The 18,837-nt window shown below is 40.2% G+C and carries 18 protein-coding genes and 1 pseudogene; 9 read left to right on the top strand and 10 right to left on the bottom strand.

Features of this window, described 5'->3' with window-relative positions; genetic code table 11:
• Positions 1 to 33 precede the first annotated feature (33 nt).
• The 5 genes from PP182_RS03245 (at position 34) to PP182_RS03225 (ending at position 4,182) form a co-directional block, all read left to right on the top strand.
• Entirely contained in the window at positions 34 to 540 is a 507-nt protein-coding gene (locus PP182_RS03245) for a hypothetical protein (protein ID WP_272649887.1), read from the top strand.
• A gap of 31 nt (positions 541 to 571) precedes the next feature.
• On the top strand, positions 572 to 1,180 hold the full coding sequence (locus PP182_RS03240; RefSeq protein ID WP_272649886.1) for a hypothetical protein: 609 nt from the start codon (positions 572 to 574) through the stop codon (positions 1,178 to 1,180).
• 99 nt (positions 1,181 to 1,279) lie between these two features.
• Positions 1,280 to 2,332, top strand: a complete 1,053-nt coding sequence (locus PP182_RS03235; RefSeq protein ID WP_272649885.1) for a DUF4421 family protein — start codon at positions 1,280 to 1,282, stop codon at positions 2,330 to 2,332.
• Positions 2,333 to 2,424: 92 nt separating this feature from the next.
• A complete protein-coding gene (locus PP182_RS03230; protein ID WP_272649884.1) occupies positions 2,425 to 3,315 on the top strand; it encodes a cation diffusion facilitator family transporter in 891 nt (296 codons plus the stop codon).
• A 105-nt stretch (positions 3,316 to 3,420) separates the two neighbouring features.
• A complete protein-coding gene (locus PP182_RS03225) occupies positions 3,421 to 4,182 on the top strand; it encodes an SDR family oxidoreductase (RefSeq protein WP_272649883.1) in 762 nt (253 codons plus the stop codon).
• A gap of 7 nt (positions 4,183 to 4,189) precedes the next feature.
• Here the strand turns inward: PP182_RS03225 and PP182_RS03220 are convergent, their stop codons facing one another.
• On the bottom strand, positions 4,190 to 5,131 hold the full coding sequence (locus PP182_RS03220) for an NAD-dependent epimerase/dehydratase family protein (RefSeq protein ID WP_272649882.1): 942 nt from the start codon (positions 5,129 to 5,131) through the stop codon (positions 4,190 to 4,192).
• Positions 5,132 to 5,196: 65 nt separating this feature from the next.
• On the opposite strand from PP182_RS03220, the gene PP182_RS03215 reads away from it, so the two are divergent.
• The gene (locus PP182_RS03215; RefSeq protein ID WP_272649881.1) at positions 5,197 to 5,697 is read left to right on the top strand and encodes a hypothetical protein; all 501 of its coding nucleotides are present in this window, start codon (positions 5,197 to 5,199) and stop codon (positions 5,695 to 5,697) included.
• 120 nt (positions 5,698 to 5,817) lie between these two features.
• Positions 5,818 to 5,967: pseudogene (locus PP182_RS21015) on the top strand (nuclear transport factor 2 family protein); the annotation flags it as partial.
• 85 nt (positions 5,968 to 6,052) lie between these two features.
• Here the strand turns inward: PP182_RS21015 and PP182_RS03205 are convergent.
• The 4 genes from PP182_RS03205 to PP182_RS03190 all read right to left on the bottom strand — a co-directional run bounded on the left by PP182_RS03205 (position 6,053) and on the right by PP182_RS03190 (position 10,473).
• Positions 6,053 to 6,754: a hypothetical protein gene (locus tag PP182_RS03205; RefSeq protein ID WP_272649880.1), complete on the bottom strand. Its 702-nt coding sequence runs from the start codon at positions 6,752 to 6,754 to the stop codon at positions 6,053 to 6,055.
• Positions 6,755 to 6,887: 133 nt separating this feature from the next.
• Positions 6,888 to 7,262: a hypothetical protein gene (locus PP182_RS03200; protein WP_272649879.1), complete on the bottom strand. Its 375-nt coding sequence runs from the start codon at positions 7,260 to 7,262 to the stop codon at positions 6,888 to 6,890.
• A gap of 120 nt (positions 7,263 to 7,382) precedes the next feature.
• Entirely contained in the window at positions 7,383 to 8,186 is an 804-nt protein-coding gene (locus tag PP182_RS03195; protein ID WP_272649988.1) for an SDR family oxidoreductase, read from the bottom strand.
• Position 8,187: 1 nt separating this feature from the next.
• Positions 8,188 to 10,473, bottom strand: a complete 2,286-nt coding sequence (locus PP182_RS03190) for a M28 family peptidase (protein WP_272649878.1) — start codon at positions 10,471 to 10,473, stop codon at positions 8,188 to 8,190.
• A gap of 119 nt (positions 10,474 to 10,592) precedes the next feature.
• Between PP182_RS03190 and PP182_RS03185 the strand changes: the two genes are divergently transcribed.
• The gene (locus PP182_RS03185) at positions 10,593 to 11,057 is read left to right on the top strand and encodes a CBS domain-containing protein (protein WP_272649877.1); all 465 of its coding nucleotides are present in this window, start codon (positions 10,593 to 10,595) and stop codon (positions 11,055 to 11,057) included.
• Between the two features lie 78 nt (positions 11,058 to 11,135).
• Here the strand turns inward: PP182_RS03185 and PP182_RS03180 are convergent, their stop codons facing one another.
• From PP182_RS03180 to PP182_RS03160, 5 genes are read right to left on the bottom strand one after another with little or no spacing between them, the layout of a single operon-like run.
• On the bottom strand, positions 11,136 to 11,534 hold the full coding sequence (locus PP182_RS03180) for a hypothetical protein (protein WP_272649987.1): 399 nt from the start codon (positions 11,532 to 11,534) through the stop codon (positions 11,136 to 11,138).
• A complete protein-coding gene (locus PP182_RS03175) occupies positions 11,491 to 11,982 on the bottom strand; it encodes a DUF6265 family protein (RefSeq protein ID WP_272649876.1) in 492 nt (163 codons plus the stop codon). Before PP182_RS03175 ends, PP182_RS03180 begins: the two co-directional genes overlap by 44 nt.
• Positions 11,983 to 12,036: 54 nt before the next feature.
• Positions 12,037 to 12,420 carry an SMU1112c/YaeR family gloxylase I-like metalloprotein gene (gene gloA2 / locus PP182_RS03170; protein ID WP_272649875.1) on the bottom strand — a complete coding sequence of 128 codons (384 nt, stop codon included), beginning with the start codon at positions 12,418 to 12,420 and terminating at the stop codon, positions 12,037 to 12,039.
• Positions 12,420 to 12,992, bottom strand: a complete 573-nt coding sequence (locus PP182_RS03165; RefSeq protein WP_272649874.1) for a pentapeptide repeat-containing protein — start codon at positions 12,990 to 12,992, stop codon at positions 12,420 to 12,422. Before PP182_RS03165 ends, gloA2 begins: the two co-directional genes overlap by 1 nt.
• Positions 12,993 to 13,008: 16 nt before the next feature.
• Positions 13,009 to 16,152, bottom strand: a complete 3,144-nt coding sequence (locus PP182_RS03160; protein ID WP_272649873.1) for a WD40/YVTN/BNR-like repeat-containing protein — start codon at positions 16,150 to 16,152, stop codon at positions 13,009 to 13,011.
• Between the two features lie 214 nt (positions 16,153 to 16,366).
• On the opposite strand from PP182_RS03160, the gene PP182_RS03155 reads away from it, so the two are divergent.
• Positions 16,367 to 18,697 (top strand): TonB-dependent receptor, encoded by a 2,331-nt coding sequence (locus tag PP182_RS03155; protein WP_272649872.1) that lies wholly within the window; start codon positions 16,367 to 16,369, stop codon positions 18,695 to 18,697.
• Positions 18,698 to 18,837 lie beyond the last annotated feature (140 nt).

Raw genomic sequence — 18,837 nt, 5'->3', positions numbered from 1 at the left:
GTAATAGGCGTTCTATTTTTATAAACCTACTTCATGCATCGACTTCTCCCACTACTTTTTTTAATCGTTTTTCTTTCGAATTGTTCTAAGGATGAAGATTGTACAAAAATAATAAGTGTCCCCTATTCGTATAGCGTCGGGTCTCAATCATATACCTATGATGAGAAAATAGAGGTTCCATGTGATTTTCCAGATGCACAACCTATTCAAGAAATTGAACCTCCGTTGTTGGAGAATTTTATATACGATGTGGTGGAATGGAACTATACGGAAGATGAGGAAAGCAACACGGCCCGTTTTCAGTTTGAGATTGTGCTAAATAACAATAATAATGTTGCTGTAAAGGGTTTTCCAATGTTGACAATCAACGTTGATGGTCTGACCCAAAAAACATCCTACGACCAATATGTAACCGCCCCTTGTGACCAATTAGACGCCAATGGTAGCTGTACATACATGTTGGATTTGGAAAGTTCACTTGATTTAGGGCGTATTGAGGTTTTGGAACTGGTGGATGTTGAATATTATTTAACCAATTAAAGTGCCTTTGAATTCGTGTGAGCCTTAAATTATGAAGTATAAGTTCTTATTATTTTTGTTTTTATCAGCTTCATTGAGCTATGGCCAGTATAGCTGGACCAATGGGCAATTAGTCCTAAAAAATGGTGAAATTCTTGTTGGCCAAATTAAACTACCGATGATTTCCAAAAATCTAATTGCATTTAACGGTAAGGAAAAAGTTAAATACCGAAAGAAAAGGAAGTCTAAAATAAACAAGTTTGATGAGACTCAGGTTAAGAGTGTCATCTTTAGAAGGTCCGACTCGGAAATTGCTTATTTTGAATACATTCCAATTTCAGACAACAAAAAAGGACTTTTTCAAGTAATTACCAGCGGTAAAGCCACGCTATACGCCAGAAGTGTTAGTGTAACTTCTGCTTCGGGACCGGCAGGAGGTTTCCAAGTTTATTCTTTTAATAATTTTAATGAGTTTTATGTAATCAGGGAAGGAGAAGAACTGGCGAGCCCCATGATTACGGCCAGACTTTCCCGTTCATTTAAAAAAAGAGCTATGGATTACTTTTCAGACTGTTCCAAACTGGTTGCCAAATTGGAAAGCAAATCCTACAATAAGGAGGATATAAAAAAAGTTGTGGAGGAATATAATAATTGTCTTTGAAATGACTCTTATTGTCTAGACATGCTATTTTTTGATTGGATTTTTAGGGGTTAGTTACAAGAGTTTTGAAATAGCTTAGGAATAGCATATCTTGAAGTTATGAAAAGAGGTGCTATTTGCTTTTGTAATAACACAAAAGTCAACTTTATACAGTTGTCCTTTTTATTTTTTTTCTTCACATCCATGGCCCAAACCCAAGATTCGACTTCGATAATACAGGACGGTTGGATAGAAAAAATGAGTGATAAGATTGCTATGGACCTCTCACTAAACAATGCCTACGAGGTTTTTGAGGTGCGAACGCCCAACCAAAGAACCGTCATTCACCCCAATGCGGCCACAAACTTGAGGTATAATCTCAATTACAGATTTCTTTCTGTGGGTTTTTCCATGGCACCTAACTTTATACCGGGCAATGGAGACGAGGACCTAAAAGGGGAGACCAAAAGTTTTGGTCTGGGGACAACCCTTATCTTTAAACATAGTTTTTTTGAGGTGTCTTATAATAGGGTAAAAGGGTATTATCTGGATAACACCGATGATTTTGCGGTCCGCGGGCCTGGAGACCCCTATATTCAGTTTCCGGATTTACGTTACACTGGTTTTTCTCTGACCTCGGGATACTACAATAACAGCCGTTTTTCATTTAAAAGTCTTACCTCACAAACAGAGCGACAGTTAAAGAGTGCCGGTAGTTTTATTCCGGTGTTCAATTTGCGCTATTATATCGTGGACGATACTTCGGAAACGCCGGGTACCCAAAAATCTAACAATTGGGAGACGAGTATAGGTCCTGGCTATGCCTATACTTTTGTAGCAAATAAAAAGTATTATGTCTCATTGGGCGGACAGGCCCAAATAGGTTATTTACATACCAAACTTACCACACGTCTAAACACAGCTGATGTCATCAGCAATCAGGATAATTTATTGTTCCGTTGGGATGGGAAGGCTGGGATTGGCTATAATGGGGATCGGTTTTATTCGGGGCTGTACGCGACGCTTTCAGGTACCCAATACAGGCAAGAAAACACGACCGTTCGAAATCACGATACACGCGTTTTTTACCACCTTTTTTTGGGCATTCGATTAAAGGCACCCGATTACCTGGAACGTAAAGTGGGTGACTTTGAAGATAAGTACCTAAAGTAATCCTAAACTCATAAAACTATTAAGATAAAGCGGCCCATAAAAGGGGGGAAGGTGGTACTTTTGCTAAAGTCCAAGGATGCATCCAAAGCAATATGTCCAACGAACAAAGCGCCATACGAACCACCTATTTCAGTATCATAGGAAACACTTGTTTGGCCATGGTAAAAGGGTTGGCAGGTTTTTTTGGCAACTCCTATGCCCTCATTGCCGATGCCATTGAGTCCACCACGGACATATTTTCCTCCTTTTTGGTATTGTTCGGACTTACCTATGCCAAAAGACCGGCGGACGAGAACCACCCTTATGGTCACGGGAAAATTGAACCTTTGGTCACCTTTTTGGTCGTCGCTTTTTTGGTCACCTCCGCTACGGTAATCGCTTATGAAAGTATTGGGAACATCCGTACGCCCCATAAGGTGCCCAAGCCTTGGACCCTGATCGTACTGGGGGTTATTATTCTGTGGAAAGAGGTTTCCTATAGAATTGTACTCAAGAAAAGCAAGCAGACCCATAGTTCCTCGCTTAGGGCAGATGCCTGGCACCATCGTAGTGATGCCATTACCTCGGTCATGGCGTTTATTGGTATTTCCATCGCCCTAATTTTTGGCAAGGGCTACGAAACGGCAGATGATTGGGCGGCCTTACTGGCATCGGGCTTTATTCTCTATAACAGCTATCTTATATTTAGGCCGGCTTTGGGGGAAATTATGGACGAACATCGCTATGATGATATCTTGGATACGATTAGGATGGAATCCATGAAGGTAGCCGGCATAGAAGGAACGGAAAAGTGTTACATCCGTAAGGCCGGTATGAAGTACCATATCGATTTGCATGCCATGGTGAAGGCCGATATTTCTGTACGGGACGGGCATGACATTGCACATCGGTTACAAGATCACCTCAAAGCGGAGATACCCAATTTGGAGCATGTACTGATCCATATAGAGCCGGATGATTTAGGTGATGGGGATAATGTTTAATCCTGTTTTAGAGCGAAAATTGGATTTGGCTCCATAATCCTTGAATACGGATACGTTTTTTGAATCTATCTTTTCGAACTTTGTATAAATAATAAAACAAAACCTATGAGCACAAAGAAAATAGTAGTAATCACTGGAGGAAGTAGGGGTCTTGGTCGCGATATGGCCTTACAAATTGCAAAAAAAGGTCTGGATGTTGTCATTACCTATCACTCTAACAAAAAGGCTGCCGAGGAGGTGGTTTCGGAGCTTAAAAATCTTGGAGTAAACGCTTTCCCGATACAGCTAGATACTAGCCAAGTTTCCAGTTTTAATACTTTTTATGAAAGCCTTGGAAAAGGGCTAAAAGAAACCATGGGGAGCGAGCGCTTCGACTTTCTGGTAAACAATGCTGGAACAGGCATTTATAAACCTTTTGTGGATACCACAGAAGCGGATTTTGACGAGATGATGAACATACACTTAAAAGGGGTGTATTTTTTGACCCAAAAGGCGTTAAAATACTTGAATGATGGTGGGGGTATTGTTAATATTTCCTCTGGTTTGGCACGATTTACCTTTCCCAAGTCCTCGGCCTATGCGTCCATGAAAGGTGGGGTAGAGGTCTTTACCCGCTATTTGGCCAAGGAGTTGGGAGATCGTAAGATTCGTGCCAATGTGGTAGCACCTGGTGCGGTAGCTACGGATTTTGGTAACGGGGAGAACAAAACAAATGAACAGAAACGAAAAATGGTATCCAGCGTAACGGCTCTGGGAAGGGTAGGGGAACCCGAGGACATTGGAGGATTGGTCGCATTTTTGTGTACCGATGATGCCCGCTGGATCAATGGACAGCGTATTGAAGCCTCAGGGGGTACCATGTTGTAAGGTCTTCCTAGGATTTTAAATTTTCCAACATGGTCTCCGTGGTTCGATCAAGGTCAAATTCAGGTTTCCAATTCCAATCTTTTTGTGCTTCGGAATCATCGATACTACTCGGCCAGGAATCCGCAATGGCTTGTCTAAAATCCGGGTCATAGGCTATTTTAAAATCAGGAATATGGTTTTGTATGCTTTTTGCAATCTCACTTGGATTAAAACTCATGGAAGATAAGTTATACGCCGAACGGACTTTAATACTTTCAGATTCGGCCTCCATAAGCTGAAGGGTGGCCTTAATGGCATCATCCATGAACATCATGGGCAATGAAGTGTCCTCTTTTAGAAAACAAGTATAAGAACCTTGATTTAAAGCTTTGTGGTAAATCTCTACGGCATAATCCGTAGTACCGCCACCGGGCATCGTTTTCCAACTAATGAGACCCGGGTAACGAATGCTTCGTACATCCACACCAAACTTATTATAATAGTATTCACACCAGCGTTCTCCGGATTGTTTACTGATACCGTATACCGTACTGGGCTCCATGATGGTATTTTGCGGTGTATTTTCCTTGGGTGTGTTGGGACCAAAAACGGCAATACTCGATGGCCAAAAAATCGTATCGATTTTTTTCTCCTTTGCAAGGTTCAAAACATTAAAGAGCGAGTTCATGTTGAGGTTCCAGGCACGCATGGGAAATTTTTCGGCGGTTGCACTGAGCATCGCGGCCATCAGGTAAACCTCACTGATTTCATAATAAGCTAAGACTTCCTCCAAGGCATCGTAATTGGTAGCATCCAAGATTTCAAACGGTCCGGAATTCATTAAACTTTCACTTCCCTCGCGGATATCACTGGCAACAACATGTTCATTCCCAAAACGTTCTCTTAAGGTCAGGGTCAGTTCCGTTCCTATTTGTCCGCATGCACCAATAATCAAAATGTATTTTTCCATCAAAAAAGAAGTTAAATAGCGATTCCGGTAAAGATACCTTTTCTTAAAATTTGTACATTCGTTCCATGCCAAAATTCCTGTATTTTCTTGTACTTCTAATGATTTTGGGTTCTTGTAAGGAAAGAGTTTCCGAGGCAGCGACTGGCGAGGTATCAAATTTTGAGGCCATGGCGAACGAGTTGCCCAAAGTAGTACCCGTAAACACGAAAGCAAGGGTGATTTTAGACACCTGGAAGGAATTCTATTCTTTTGATAAAAGCTTTGAACGGATATACACAATCGATTATAGGGAAGACCTCGTTTTGGTCATCGACGATTTGGTGGAAAAGCAGAAACTTCTAGAAAAAGCAGTGTATCCGGAGGAATTCGACATTCCCCAAATAAAGGGTAGACAAAAAGTGGTAAAGACCTACATTCTTAAGACCAAGGGTGATTTGGAATATAGACAGGACCCGGAAAATTCCATTAAGGAAATGATTACTGCCTATAATGCATTACGGGAACAATTTAACGTTACGGTGAACAACACGCTGCCCACTGAATTAATAGAAAATGAAGATACTTAGTTTTATCCTTTTGGTCAGCATCACTTCTATAGTGACGGGGTAGGATAGTAAAAAAGTAATAAACCAAGCCTTGGAGGCGTGGCACAAGGCCGCCGGAGATGCCAATCTTGATACCTATTTTGGTTTGATGAGTTACTGGATACCCAAATGAAAATCTGCAGGGGTTCCGGGGTGTTGGAAAATGTCGATGGTACATGGAAAATTGCCCATTATATACTTTCCATTACCGTACCCAATGACCATGTTGCTGAACTTATTCGCATTAAATAAGCTACCGATAATACGCTTCCGGAGCAAATGACTAAAAACTAAAGAAGCGGGTATTGCCCGCTTCTTATGTACTACTAATTTTTTCCTATTGTTTTTGCTCTTCTGCTGGAGCCTGTTTTCTTGCCGTGAGTGCTTGTTTACTTAGACTGGCGAGATTAAAGTTAGGGTCAATGGCCAAGGCCTGGTCAATAGTTGCGATGGCTGCATCTATGTTTTCTTTATCCGTATTGAACTGAACCAAACCTTTAAGGTGCAGAAATGCTGCTTTTAAAGGAACCTCATAGGGTTGTTGGCGTTCATAGAAAGCATAGCGCATATCCTCTTTGGAATTGGCGATTCCATATTCTATATGTGTAAGGGCCCCAGCATTATCTCCAAGTTGAATCTTTAAATCGGACAATTCATAGGCCAAATAGGCGTTCGGATTTCTTTGGTATAGGATTTCAAATTGCTCCAAGGCCCTTTTCGGTTGGTTTAAGGCTTTCAGGGAGATTGCCTTTACTTGCACGGCCAAATCTGAATCTGAATCTACTTTTTCGATACCAATGGTATTCAATGCCTGGAGGTGTTGATTGTCATTAGCATAGATATAGGCAAGGGTATCCATACGTTCCTTGGATGGAGAGAGCACATTTAAATGGGTAATAGCGTTGATAACACCGTCTACATCTCCTTGTAATCTCATTTGATCATAAAACTCCTCATAGTGCTTTAAGAGCTCACTTTTGGTTTGCGCCGTTCCATAGAATCCTAAAGTCAGCACAAGCGCAACAACTAATTTTTTCATTACGTTTTGATTTTTTTTGGTGCGCTAAACTATTAAAATATTCCGAATGAACTTGTTAAGGAAAGCTTTAATTACTGGTAAATGAAAAAGGACGCCCATTGGCGCCCTTTTAATTTGAATTTATTCATGGTATTTATACCAAGGAATAGATTTCTTCTTTTTTCCCAAATGCCTTTAATAGCTGTGCATAAAAACCAATACTTTTTCGGTCTCTATCAATACAGGACCGCAGAAATTCTTTTAGATTATCGAACAATAAGTTGATATGTAAAACGGGTAAATTTATATTGGGTTTCCCCGGACTATAGGATGAATCGTCCAAAAGGACATCCATTTTAATTCGGTGCCTGTGATAGTCTATAGAAACATCAGCGGCATTATAGTACTTTTTTAATAGCGCTACGTGCAACTGAGTAAACTTACCTGTTCTTCGCCGCTCTGCACAACTTTGTGAAATTAGGCGTTCCAATTCCATGATAATCCGTTCATTAAGCTTAGACTTTTTCATGACCAATGGTTTTAAAATTTACATAAAGGTATGCATTTGGTCGATAACTCATTAAAAATCAATGTGTTATTAACAATAAATATCCAAATTTGTTGTGAAATGCCAAAAAAGTGTTGCGAACTAAGGAAGAATCGAGGTTAAAAATCGGTAGTATTTAGTAAGAAAAGTATTACAAATTGTTATTTTTTTATGATTATCACTGTCATTTTCTTGATATTCTGGAGGTTGGATATTCTTTTTTAATGCCATCTGGGCATAGTATTCGCTTTTTATAGGATGTTCTGGGTACACCCCATTGATGAGTTCTCCCCAGCCATTTTTCTCAATAATAGTGGTTATGATGCCGATACAATCATCTAAGTGTATCAGGTTCGTAGGGGCATTGCCTCCACTGAGATTCGTTCGGCCAGAAAGCATGGTTACCGGGTGTCTATTTGGTCCTATAAGTCCGCCAAAACGGATAATGGCAGATTCAAATTCGCTGCTATCCCTTACCTGTTTTTCGGATTCCAAAAGTTGCTTGCCAGATTCCGAAGCGGGTAGCGGAACGGTATCCTCGTTTACTTCACCTTGTTCGTCGCTATAAACAGAAGTACTACTGATGAAAATGACTTTTGGCACCTGGGCTTTTTCAAGTTCCTTAATCAATAACACGACCTTACGTACATAGTTTTCCTTAGGTCCTTTTCCTCTTAATCTTGGAGGAATGTTAATGATTATGATGTCTACACTTTCTAAAAACTGGGCAATGGAGCCTTCTATTTTGGTATCCGTTACCTGAATCAAATAAGGGTCAATCCCCGATTTCTTCAGATTTTCTATTTTATTGGTTGAGGTGGTCGTTCCCTTTACTTTATAGCCCAGGTCCAATAGCTTTTTAGCCAGGGGTAATCCTAACCATCCACAACCCAATACGCCGATCACTTTATTCAAATCGTTGTTTTTTAATGGTTAAGATAGCATCATTTAGCACAAATGGCATAGGAATATTATCTTCAGGTCGTTCTGGAACGGTAAACATAGCATTGTTCAATAAATCATTGGACGCTTCATAGAAAGTAAGCTCTAAGGTTTCAGAAGCCGGGAATACGAGTTGCAGGGAGGTGGAGGCATTATCACTAATGTAATGGGTAACCAATTTTCCATTTCTTCTATTATTCAAGTAGTATTCAGAAAGTGGAATAGTATTCACAACAGCTTTTGTAATAGGTGTTTCGTTGGTAAATACTTCCAAGCGATTTACTTTTCGCTGCGGAACGATGTTCAGTTCCAATAATCGTCGTGCCCCGATAATCGTATCCGATACCACTTCAATCAATGGTGTGGCGATTTCCTTTATGGGAGCATCTGCAATATAGCTAAAGCCGGATCCGTATTTACTACTAATGGTATTCTTCGATAAATCCTTTGGGTTTTCTTTGTTTTTTCCAATGTATTGCTGTGTCCAATCGGATAATACCTTCTCATAAGTGGCCCAATTGGCTTGATTTTTATCCACGTCAAGAACATAAAGTAGACTGGTAGGCTTTGGATTTTCCCCGTTAAAACTGGAGTTCATATGGGCCGATACCAAAAAGCCCAAAAACAATAAAAAACTTAAAAACGCCAAGCCGCGTTTATTTCTATATCGAATAATTAGAGGCAGTAAAAGAAAAAAGGTGAGTGTTGTAAACACCGTACTGGCTACCATCATTTTAATTCCCAAAGCAATAGGGAATAATTGGATAAACGGGGCCAATACAAAAATTGCGGGAAGGCCCAAAAAGAGTAGCAAAAAACCATTGGGATTCTTTTGGTTGATGAGAATATATAAAGCAACCAAAGCCCCATAGACGGGAATGATAAAAAACGCTGCTCCGTCGAGATAAACACATAAGAAGGTGCAAAGAACTAGCCATATAAACAAGGGCGCTATTAGCAAGTTCGGGGTCTTTACCATTTGAAATTTGTGGTATGCATAAAAGCAAATACTTAGGGAGAATAAGACGAAGGCAAATATGTAGGCGTGCCCATTATATGTAAATCCATGAAGCATATCTGTATAGGAAGGATAAAGCGACTTTAATAGTGCCCACGAAAAATATCCGACTAGACCGTTGATGACCAGTGCCATAAGCATTGGGGCAAAACCTTTGAGTATGTCCTTTCCGTTCAACACCTTTTTTCTGATACCCAAAATCAATAACACAAAAAATAGGGCTATTCCAAGATATAGCATGGGCCAAATCCATTCGAAAGGATAGGAGACCATATTAAAATAGGGCATATTAAAGTAAACGGAATCCTTTAGGCTTCTTACCGTATTTAGTTCCAAATCACTAAAGTGGTCCAATAATGCAGTGAGGTAGGTTCCTTGATGAGCAAGGGTGTTTTTGTCCAACCGTTCATAGGTGTCATTCGCGGTGTGGTAATCGTAGTGGTCATCTATAAAGGCAAAATTGAAACCATCAATATCCGCTTTTTCCCTGAATACCGTAAGATCCGTATCATTAGGTAACAATTTATAGATACTATAGGCCAAAGAATTGGCAACAGGATATTTGGGGTTGGCTTTAGTAAACTCTTTAATGAGATTATAATTTCCACGATTGGTTTCTAACAACATAATACCAGGGCCACCACTGCCGCGCGCCTCAAAATTCAAAACAAGTCCTACATCTTTTGCCCATCTATGCTCTTTTACAAATAGGTCGGCACCGTTTAACCCAAGTTCCTCAGCGTCGGATATCAATATGATAATATCATTTTTGGGTTGCTTGTTTTTGGCTATAAATGCCCGTATGCCCTCCAAAATTGTGGCAACACCACTGCCGGCATCACTTGCCCCATGGGAAGAGTGGGGACTGCTGTCATAGTGACTTAAAAGTAAAAGTGCCTTCCCTGAACCAGTACCCTTAATCCTGGCCAGGATATTCGTGGCCTTGCTAAGGTTTGCCCAGTCCCCGGCTGTATAGCCCGTCTGCAATTCGGTTTTCAAACCCATTTTTTCCAATTCGGAAACTAAGTAGGAACGTACTTTGGAGTGCCCGGGAAAACCTACCCCATGCGGTTCTGTGGCAATCTCTTTTACATGGGCCAATGCCCTATCGGTAGAAAATTCGGTTTCGCTTTTATTTTCATCAGGAGTGTAGCTTGGCATTAATGACTTTATACTCCAATAAACGGCTAGCGTTAATAGGAGTAAAGTAAGTACGGAGGAGGTCTTTTTCATTGGTTATGGGTTCTGTCTAAAATTATTAAATATTAAAGAGATGACACCATTCATCTATTTTTTTTAGCAGATTAACTTTTTTTTAATATATTTATTAATTAATCTTTAAACATAAAGTCATGGGAATCAAAAGCTTTCAAGGAATTCGGAAGATTATTAAAAAAGAGTTTGAGGCCCCAATTTTAGTGGCTGATTATATGACCACGAAATTGGTCACTTTTAGACCGGACCAATCTATTTTGGATGTGATGGAGAAGTTCGCCAAACATCATATTTCCGGTGGTCCTGTTTTGGACGACAATGGATTTTTAGTGGGTATTATCTCGGAAGCGGATTGTATGAAGCAAATTTCAGAGAGTCGTTACTTTAATCAACCCATACTGGATAAAAATGTAGAACGTTTTATGACGAAGGAAGTAGAAACCATACCTGATGATATTTCTATATTCGATGCTGCCGGGATTTTTGACAAACACAACCGGAGAAGGCTTCCGGTAATGCGAAATGGCATTTTGGTGGGCCAAATAAGTAGAAAGGATATCGTTATCGCCGCACTTAAATTAAGCGGTCATAACTGGAAATAATTTTTCAAACCAATTTAGTTAACATGGGTGCTCCTGAAAGGGAGCATTTTTTATGCATTATCTAGAAGAGGATGGTTGTTATTCCCTCTTTACAATCATATAATAATCATTGTCCAAGGGTAGGTATCCCAAATCGTAAACAAAATAATAGGTAGTCCCTTTTTTTGTGGTATACAGGTTAGTGATGAATTCAAAATCGAAACCCTTGTCCATTAAGCGGGTTTTGGTGGTTTTGGTTTTCCCATCGGTAAGTTTAAAACTATCTAGGATCCTGTAGTTTTTGCGCAGTCGGTTATTGATGTTGCGCATCAAGTTTTTACTATCCTTATTGACTTTGTTATTGTAAGCGTTCCTGCAATAATCATTACAAAATTTCTTGTCTATTCGGCCCATGATTTCGGAACCGCACTCCAGACATTTTCTTTTTTCCACCTTATTGTCTTTTGTAATTGAATTGTACTTCTTCCTGATTCCCATCATTGTCGCCAACGACAACAAATAAATTAATTTCTTGGTCTGATATCCTTTCCAGCGTAAAGTCATCAAAAAATACCTTGTTAGGCTCTAGTTTAACTAATTTAAAATCGACCGTATCGTTCTTTTCTTCCCAACCCTTTAAATCGCCGTCAAAATGTTTCAATTGTAATAACAAGGTTCCGTCGACCTCCTTAATATGCCCCAATTCATAAAAGTTGACCATTCCATTCACTACAAGTTTAAAAGAGAACATCATACTTCCTCCCAATGGCGGACTCCATATTTCTTCCGTAATACCACCAAAGGCTTCGCCCTTCCAATGTCCCGTCATCCATTCGACATCTAAAAGTGTAGCTTTTGGGGAGGTGGCACCTTCTTCCAAGGATAGCGTGTTCTGTGCCGTAATACTTAGGCAAACCAAAAAGAATAACGGGATAACTAATTTCATACTAGGATTGTTTGAATCAAGTTACAAATTATCCGATTACAAACGCCTATAAAATCAGCTTTCGTAAAACTCAATGGGCAAATCATCGGGGTCCGAAATGAAAGTGAACCTTTTCCCCGTCATTTCATCCATCCTAATAGGCTCTACGAGAACATCATGGTTTTTACAATGTTCAACAATGCGCTCGATGCTGGGAACCTGAAAAGCCAAATGTCTTAAACCGCACGCTTCTGGTCTTGAGGTTCTCTCGGGAGGGTTGGGAAATGAGAACAATTCTATAATATAGTCGCCGTTTAAGGCCAAATCCAATTTATAAGATGCCCTTTCATTTCTATAGGTTTCATTGATAATGGTGAGTCCTAGAAAATGGGTGTAGAAATTTTTGGACTTTTCATAATCGGAACAAATTATGGCGATATGATGGACTTTTGAAATCATCAAGAGCTTACGCGTATTTCATGTTTGCCCAAAAGGCCCGGCAGACTAGCCAATGAAAATTGTGCATGCTTCAATTTGTTCTGCTCCGGGTCCAAGGTTATATGGTACGAAGTACCCAAATCGGCATTGGATAGGTCCGTATTGATGAATATGGCCTTATCAAGATCACAGCTATTAAATTTTGAGCCGGATAAATTACAATCCGTAAAATCCGTGGCCACAAGTTTACAATCAATAATCTGTATGTTTTTTAAATCCAAACCATAGAACGAGGTATAGTCTAGGGTACAATCCAAAAATGAAAAGTCCATTAAAAAATCGTTGCAGTTCTCGAATTTCATACCCATCATTTTGCAGTGCTTAAAGTCCACATCCTTGAAAATGGTATTTGTGAGATTGGCATTACTTAGGTTACAGTCCCTAAAAGTGCACTCCATAAAGTTTTGATTATCCAAAAAACCGTCGGAAAAATTGCAGCCCTCGAAGGTGCAGTTTTCATATTCTGCCCTTTTTAATCGTATTTGCGTAAAGTCCTCGGATTTAAAGGTCCGGTCGCAGATAAAATCGGTCATCTTGTATGAATTAATATTATTCCATAATAATGGCCGGAAGTTCAAGTGTTCTGTACAATTGGTTATAACTGGCCATTTCTTGCTGAATGATAGTCTGCTGTTCTTGTTTTAAACTCCTCCAAGCAGTCAATAAATCCCTTAATCTTTCCTTGGCACCTGCCGTAACTTCAGGTTCGGCCACATCTACATAACTCTTAAGATTCAGCAATTGGGCATTGAGCTGATTTTTAAAATTGATGACATCTTGAAACGTTTTTTGTTTCGGCTGAATTAATTTTTCTTCCCAATCCGTTATATGTTCCAAAATGGAATCTCCCTGCGTCAGGAGTTCAGTTGCTTTTTCGGTTTCCTTCAAAAGCTTCTTGTATGCTTTTAGTTGGGATTTGGCAGAGCGCATGGCATTGACCGCTTCATGAATTTCCACAACGGTTCTATCGATAGTGTTTAAAACCTCTTGTTGTTCTTGGTAATCGGCAGGGGATGCATCAATATTGGGATTGGCCAATACGTTTACGCTGGTTTCCGAAGAGGTTTCAGGCGTTGATAAGCGCAATGTGTACGTGCCTGGGCCAATAGTGGATCCTTGGTCCCCTCCATAAACAAAAACTTTGTCCACGGCAGGAAGTGGGTCTTTCCTAAAGTTCCAAGTATAGCGATTGTACCCTTTTTTGGAAGGTAGGACTTCCGGTTTTGAAGGACCTCCCGGCCAAGATTTAAAATCCTTTGGTTTCTTGTTGGTGATGGTGCGAATGACTTCACCATTATGCAGCACTTCTAGTTGGAGTTCCGTAGAATCCAATTTTGATTCCAAATAATAATCAAAGGTTACCCCACTTTTTGGGTTGGACCCCACTCCGGGAACAGGCTTTTCGTTATATCCTCCAAAAAACAGGTAGGTATCCTTAGGCTGAAAAATGGAAACCTGTTGTTTCTGGGTCTTTATGTTTTGCAATGCCGAAAGGTCATCCAATATCCAAAAGGCCCTACCTGCTGTGGCGGCCACCAAATCGTTGTCCTGGATAATGAGGTCATTGATGGGAACTACGGGTAGGTTTAATTGTAAGGGTTGCCAATTTAATCCATCGTTTAAGGAAATAAACAGGCCAGTTTCGGTACCTGCATAGAGCAGGCCTTTTACTTTTTTGTCCTCACGAACGACCCTTGTAAAATTATGTTCCCCAGTAATACCGTTCACGATTTTTGTCCAAGTGGTACCGTAATCTGTAGTCTTAAAAATATGGGAATTCAAGTCCATGGACTTATAGCGCATGACCACTACGTATGCGGTAGCTGGATCATGAGGGGAAACCTCTATACTATTTACGATTCCGTCCTGGATACCCTCCGGGGTTACATTTTGCCAGTTTTGTCCTCCGTCCTTGGTCATATGCAATAGACCGTCGTCATTTCCTGCCCAAAGAACGCCCTCCTCGTGTGGAGATTCTACCAAGTAGGTAATGGTGTTGTAATTTTCCCCACCTGCGGCTTCATTGGTAAACGGGGTTCCACCTGCGCCATGTTTATCCTTCTCATTTTTTGTGAGGTCGGGACTAATTGGCGTCCAACTGATTCCTTCATCCGTGGACTTAAAAACAACATTCCCGGCATGGTAAATGGTTTTTCTATTATGTGGGGACGTAATTATAGGAGCATTCCAATTATAACGGTATCTAGAATCCTTTGGAGCAATACTGAGTCCAAGTTCTGGATATTCCTTTATAGGTTTTGATTCCTTGGTTTCGGCATCCCACTTATCAATATTTCCTTGGTAGGTTCCTCCATAAATTAATTTTGGGTCGTCCGGGTCAAAGGCCAAGAAGGCACTTTCTCCCCCGGCAACGGCATGCCAATCCTTCCAATCGATACCGGAATCATTGGTTCTGGAAGCGATGGCGACGGTGGAATTATCCTGTTGTCCGCCATAAACGTTGTAGGGAAACAGATTATCGGTAATGACTCTATAAAACTGTGCCGTGGTTTGATTTTCTTGGGTACTCCAGCTTTTACCTCCATTATTGGAAACATTGGCACCCCCATCGTTGGAATTGACCATCTTCTGGTTGTCATAAGGGTTGATCCATAAATGGTGGTTGTCTCCGTGAGGAGTAGGTACAGGTGTAAACGTTTTTCCTCCATCAATGGACTTGGTAACTGGGGCGTTCAAAACATACACTATATTTTCATTTTGAGGGTCCGCGAAAATTTCCATGTAATACCAAGATCTAGCGATATTGATACGGTCCTTGTTGACCTGTGCCCATTTTTTACCGGCATTATCGGACCGATATACACCGCCTTTTTCACCTTCTGCCTCAATCACGGCAAATACTTTTTCAGGATTGGCTCGCGAAACGGATATTCCAATTTTCCCCATTTCCTCAGGCAACCCTTCTTTTAGCTGATTCCAAGTAGTACCCCCATCGGTGGATTTATAAATCCCGGAATTTTCACCTCCCGATTCCATGACCCAAGGGTATCTTCTGTGTTGCCACATGGCCGCATATAATATCAAGGGGTTTTTCATATCCATCGATAAGGAAGAGGCCCCGGTATTGTTATTCACAAAGAGTACGTTTTCCCAAGTAGCACCCCCATCGGTTGAACGATAGATACCTCGTTGCGCACTGGGACCGTATTGCGCCCCCTGGGCTGCTACAAAAACAATGTCTGGATTGGTAGGATGAATAATAACATCCGAAATATGTCTTGTCTCATCCAATCCCACATGGGTCCATGTTTTTCCGGCATCGGTAGATTTATACATTCCATCACCCATGGAGGTCATCACCCCTCTTGCTGCATGCTCACCCATCCCGGCAAACACGATATTGGGATTGCTTTCGGCTACGGAAATAGCTCCAACAGTACCGGTTTTTAAAAATCCGTCCGAAATATTTTTCCAAGTTATTCCGTCATCGGTCGTTTTGTAGATGCCACCACCTACGGTTCCCATGTAATAGGTCATGGGCTCCCCAATGACCCCGGTAGAGGCGACACTTCTTCCGCCTCTGGACGGTCCTATGTTACGCCACTTAAGGCTGGTGAACATGGAGTCCTGAACTTGTACATAGTCCGATTGGTTTTTGTTTTTTTTGCGTTGTGAATGCATTGCCAAAGGAAATATTAGGGCAACAAGAAGCAATAGTCGGATGGTTTTCATATTCGGTCGGTTTTCAAAATTGGAAGGGTAAGATAAGAAAATAGATTATGGGTTTCTAAAGAGTTTTAACGAGCTTTTCAAATCCTAAAAAAGAGGAACTGTTTTTTAATTTTGATAGTTATTGTAAACTGTTAATAATCAATTAAAACGAATAGATATAAGTTCGGAATAATGATTTAATTATTAACTTAATGGAGAATAAAAACCTTGAATTATGCAGCTTTCCTCTATTAAGTACAAAACCTTTTTAGTTCTGATTTTCTTTTTTGCTTGCTTTGACCATGGGTTCTCCAAAACTACGGATAGTATAATATATGCAAAGGATTCCTATGAATTACCCAAGGAACAAGTGATACTTCATGTGGCGAACGGGCATTTGGAGCAAGGGACCATATTTTTTAAAAGCTATATTTTTTCTGACTTTTATTTTAAGGGCGATACAAGAAGCAATGTACTGGTTGTAGAATTGTTGGATGCGCAATCCAAAATAATAAAAACGCAATCCCATAAAATAGTCGATGGCGTAGTAAATGGGAACTTGAGTCTTGATAAAAAGCTAGAGCCTGGAAAGTACATTTTGAGGGCCTATACAAATCGAATGAAGAACTATCCAGATGCCTATTCTATTCAAGAAGTTTTAATTGGTGAGATTGAGCGGGATGATATAAAAACCAATAATTCCATTGTTAGCGTAGTGCCAGAGGGTGGTTTATTGATACAGGGATATGAAAACAGGTTGGTAATCAAATTAAACGATAATAATCAATTCGAAAATGGACGAATTGGTGCCGTAGAAGACAGTCAAGGCAGTAAAGTGGCCGATGTATTTAAATTCGGGGATTGTTTGGCAACTGCCATTTTGAAACCCCGGAAACTCGCTAACTATAGGATAGCACTGTTGAACGGATCGAACCATCCAATACCCTACAAGGTAGAGGAAGGTTACCAATTACAGATTAACAGTGTAGATTCGGAAAAAATAAAAGTCAAGGCTCGAGTTACACCGGTTTTGGAAGATAAGAATGTAAAATTGGTCGCGACTTTGGGCGGCGATACTTACTTAGAAACTCAGTTGGACTTTAAAAATGGCCATGAAATTGATTTTAGGTTAAACAAAAACAATTTGCCTAATGGGATTTTCAATTTTCAGATTCGGGATAACGAAGGCAATGTGTTGACCTCTAGACCTTTTATGCTCAATCACGGCATGTTGAACATTGAAGCGAATGTGTTGTCCGATTCTGATGACGGACGGGGAAAAATAAGGTTACAGGTGACGGATGAAAATGAAAATCCGGTTAAAACCAAGTTGTCCGTTAGTATTAATCCATTGGCCGAAACAATTGAAGCAACCAATTCCTGTGATCAATTGAACATCTTCAATGTATCCGGGGATGCAGTCCATGAAAGTTTTGGTGACATCAAGGAACAAAGGAAAGAGCTTTTTCTAAATGATTTAAACGTTCAATTACTGAATACGAATTTAAATTCCGCAAATAGTTCAATAGGTAGCCAAACTTCCAACGGGCTCGAATTTAATGGATATGCCTACGATTTAAACAACAGCCTTTTACGCAATACAGCGATTCAGGTAATGGGCATATCGAAAACGGAAAATACCATTATTGAAACCAAAACGAATGACCAAGGTTTGTTGTCCCTTCAAAATCTTGACCTTACCGGGGAAGCGGAATTGGTATTCAGGACCAAGGGGGACAATACCAAGGAACGGCTGGTAAGGGTGAGACGAGTAAACTCTCCTATGGCACCTCTTTCATTTGATAATTCGAATTTACCTGAACATGAAACACATCCAGGTAAAAGGACGCCTTCAAAAGATTACCTAGGTTATGTTGATGATAAGGATTTAATTGAATTGGACGAAGTCGAGGTTGCAGACAAGAAGATTGATAAATATTATAGTCCATCAAATTATAGTCTCCCGGAGACAAGTTCATTAAGTATGGTTAAATTTCAAGATCAAGAAAAACCAAAACCTCTTGAACAGATGCTTTCTGAATTCGTTGGCGTAAACGTAGCTAATATAGGAACTTTTAACCCATCTATTAGTTCATTAAAAGGATTGGCCCCACTATATGTTGTTGATGGATTTATTGTAGCGGGAGAGGGTATAGCCACTCTCGACGGACAAACTCCTTTAGCCCAAGTGATGAGTTTGGTTTCGCCAGCAGATGTTTATAAAATTGAATTTGTTTTTGGTCCGGACGCCGCTATGTTTGGTTCGCGCGGTACTGGGGGAGCATTCCTCATATCTACACGAAATGGTTCTGAAAATGAATTCATAAACCGAAAAGAAGGGAAATTGGATTTTAAAGGTTATGAACCCACTATAAATTTTGAGGATGTTTCAAAGCGGGAAATGCGGGGATTGAATTTGCTATACTGGAACCCAGACCTTGAAACGGATGAAAAGGGCCAAGCGGTCATTACCTTGGACTCGCCCGAAGATGTCACCGATATAAACCTAAGGGCATATGCGATAACCCCTAACGGTGTATCAGGAAAATTGGTTAAAGCTTTTTAAGAGGTACTACTAATAAAGTTTAAAGTGCTGTCCTAAGGAAATGGAGTATTGGATTTTTTGAAAAGTTTAATTCTAGACCTCTTTAATTTCTTTATTTTTCACCTATTCCAGTTCTTGTATTGCATAAAAGGAGCCATAAT

It is taken from the genome of Maribacter sp. PR1 (genome assembly GCF_028464145.1).
Taxonomy (GTDB): Bacteria; Bacteroidota; Bacteroidia; order Flavobacteriales; family Flavobacteriaceae; genus Maribacter.
This window is presented reverse-complemented; position numbering and strand designations above follow the sequence as displayed.

Bases quoted from the DNA above. Each gene is read 5' to 3' on its own strand.
- PP182_RS03245 (WP_272649887.1), top strand. From the start codon at position 34: ATGCATCGACTTCTCCCACTACTTTTTTTAATCGTTTTTCTTTCGAAT.
- PP182_RS03240 (WP_272649886.1), top strand. From the start codon at position 572: ATGAAGTATAAGTTCTTATTATTTTTGTTTTTATCAGCTTCATTGAGC.
- PP182_RS03235 (WP_272649885.1), top strand. From the start codon at position 1,280: ATGAAAAGAGGTGCTATTTGCTTTTGTAATAACACAAAAGTCAACTTT.
- PP182_RS03230 (WP_272649884.1), top strand. From the start codon at position 2,425: ATGTCCAACGAACAAAGCGCCATACGAACCACCTATTTCAGTATCATA.
- PP182_RS03225 (WP_272649883.1), top strand. From the start codon at position 3,421: ATGAGCACAAAGAAAATAGTAGTAATCACTGGAGGAAGTAGGGGTCTT.
- PP182_RS03220 (WP_272649882.1), bottom strand. From the start codon at position 5,131: ATGGAAAAATACATTTTGATTATTGGTGCATGCGGACAAATAGGAACG.
- PP182_RS03215 (WP_272649881.1), top strand. From the start codon at position 5,197: ATGCCAAAATTCCTGTATTTTCTTGTACTTCTAATGATTTTGGGTTCT.
- PP182_RS03205 (WP_272649880.1), bottom strand. From the start codon at position 6,754: ATGAAAAAATTAGTTGTTGCGCTTGTGCTGACTTTAGGATTCTATGGA.
- PP182_RS03200 (WP_272649879.1), bottom strand. From the start codon at position 7,262: ATGAAAAAGTCTAAGCTTAATGAACGGATTATCATGGAATTGGAACGC.
- PP182_RS03190 (WP_272649878.1), bottom strand. From the start codon at position 10,473: ATGAAAAAGACCTCCTCCGTACTTACTTTACTCCTATTAACGCTAGCC.
- PP182_RS03185 (WP_272649877.1), top strand. From the start codon at position 10,593: ATGGGAATCAAAAGCTTTCAAGGAATTCGGAAGATTATTAAAAAAGAG.
- PP182_RS03180 (WP_272649987.1), bottom strand. From the start codon at position 11,534: ATGGGAATCAGGAAGAAGTACAATTCAATTACAAAAGACAATAAGGTG.
- PP182_RS03175 (WP_272649876.1), bottom strand. From the start codon at position 11,982: ATGAAATTAGTTATCCCGTTATTCTTTTTGGTTTGCCTAAGTATTACG.
- gloA2 (WP_272649875.1), bottom strand. From the start codon at position 12,420: ATGATTTCAAAAGTCCATCATATCGCCATAATTTGTTCCGATTATGAA.
- PP182_RS03165 (WP_272649874.1), bottom strand. From the start codon at position 12,992: ATGACCGATTTTATCTGCGACCGGACCTTTAAATCCGAGGACTTTACG.
- PP182_RS03160 (WP_272649873.1), bottom strand. From the start codon at position 16,152: ATGAAAACCATCCGACTATTGCTTCTTGTTGCCCTAATATTTCCTTTG.
- PP182_RS03155 (WP_272649872.1), top strand. From the start codon at position 16,367: ATGCAGCTTTCCTCTATTAAGTACAAAACCTTTTTAGTTCTGATTTTC.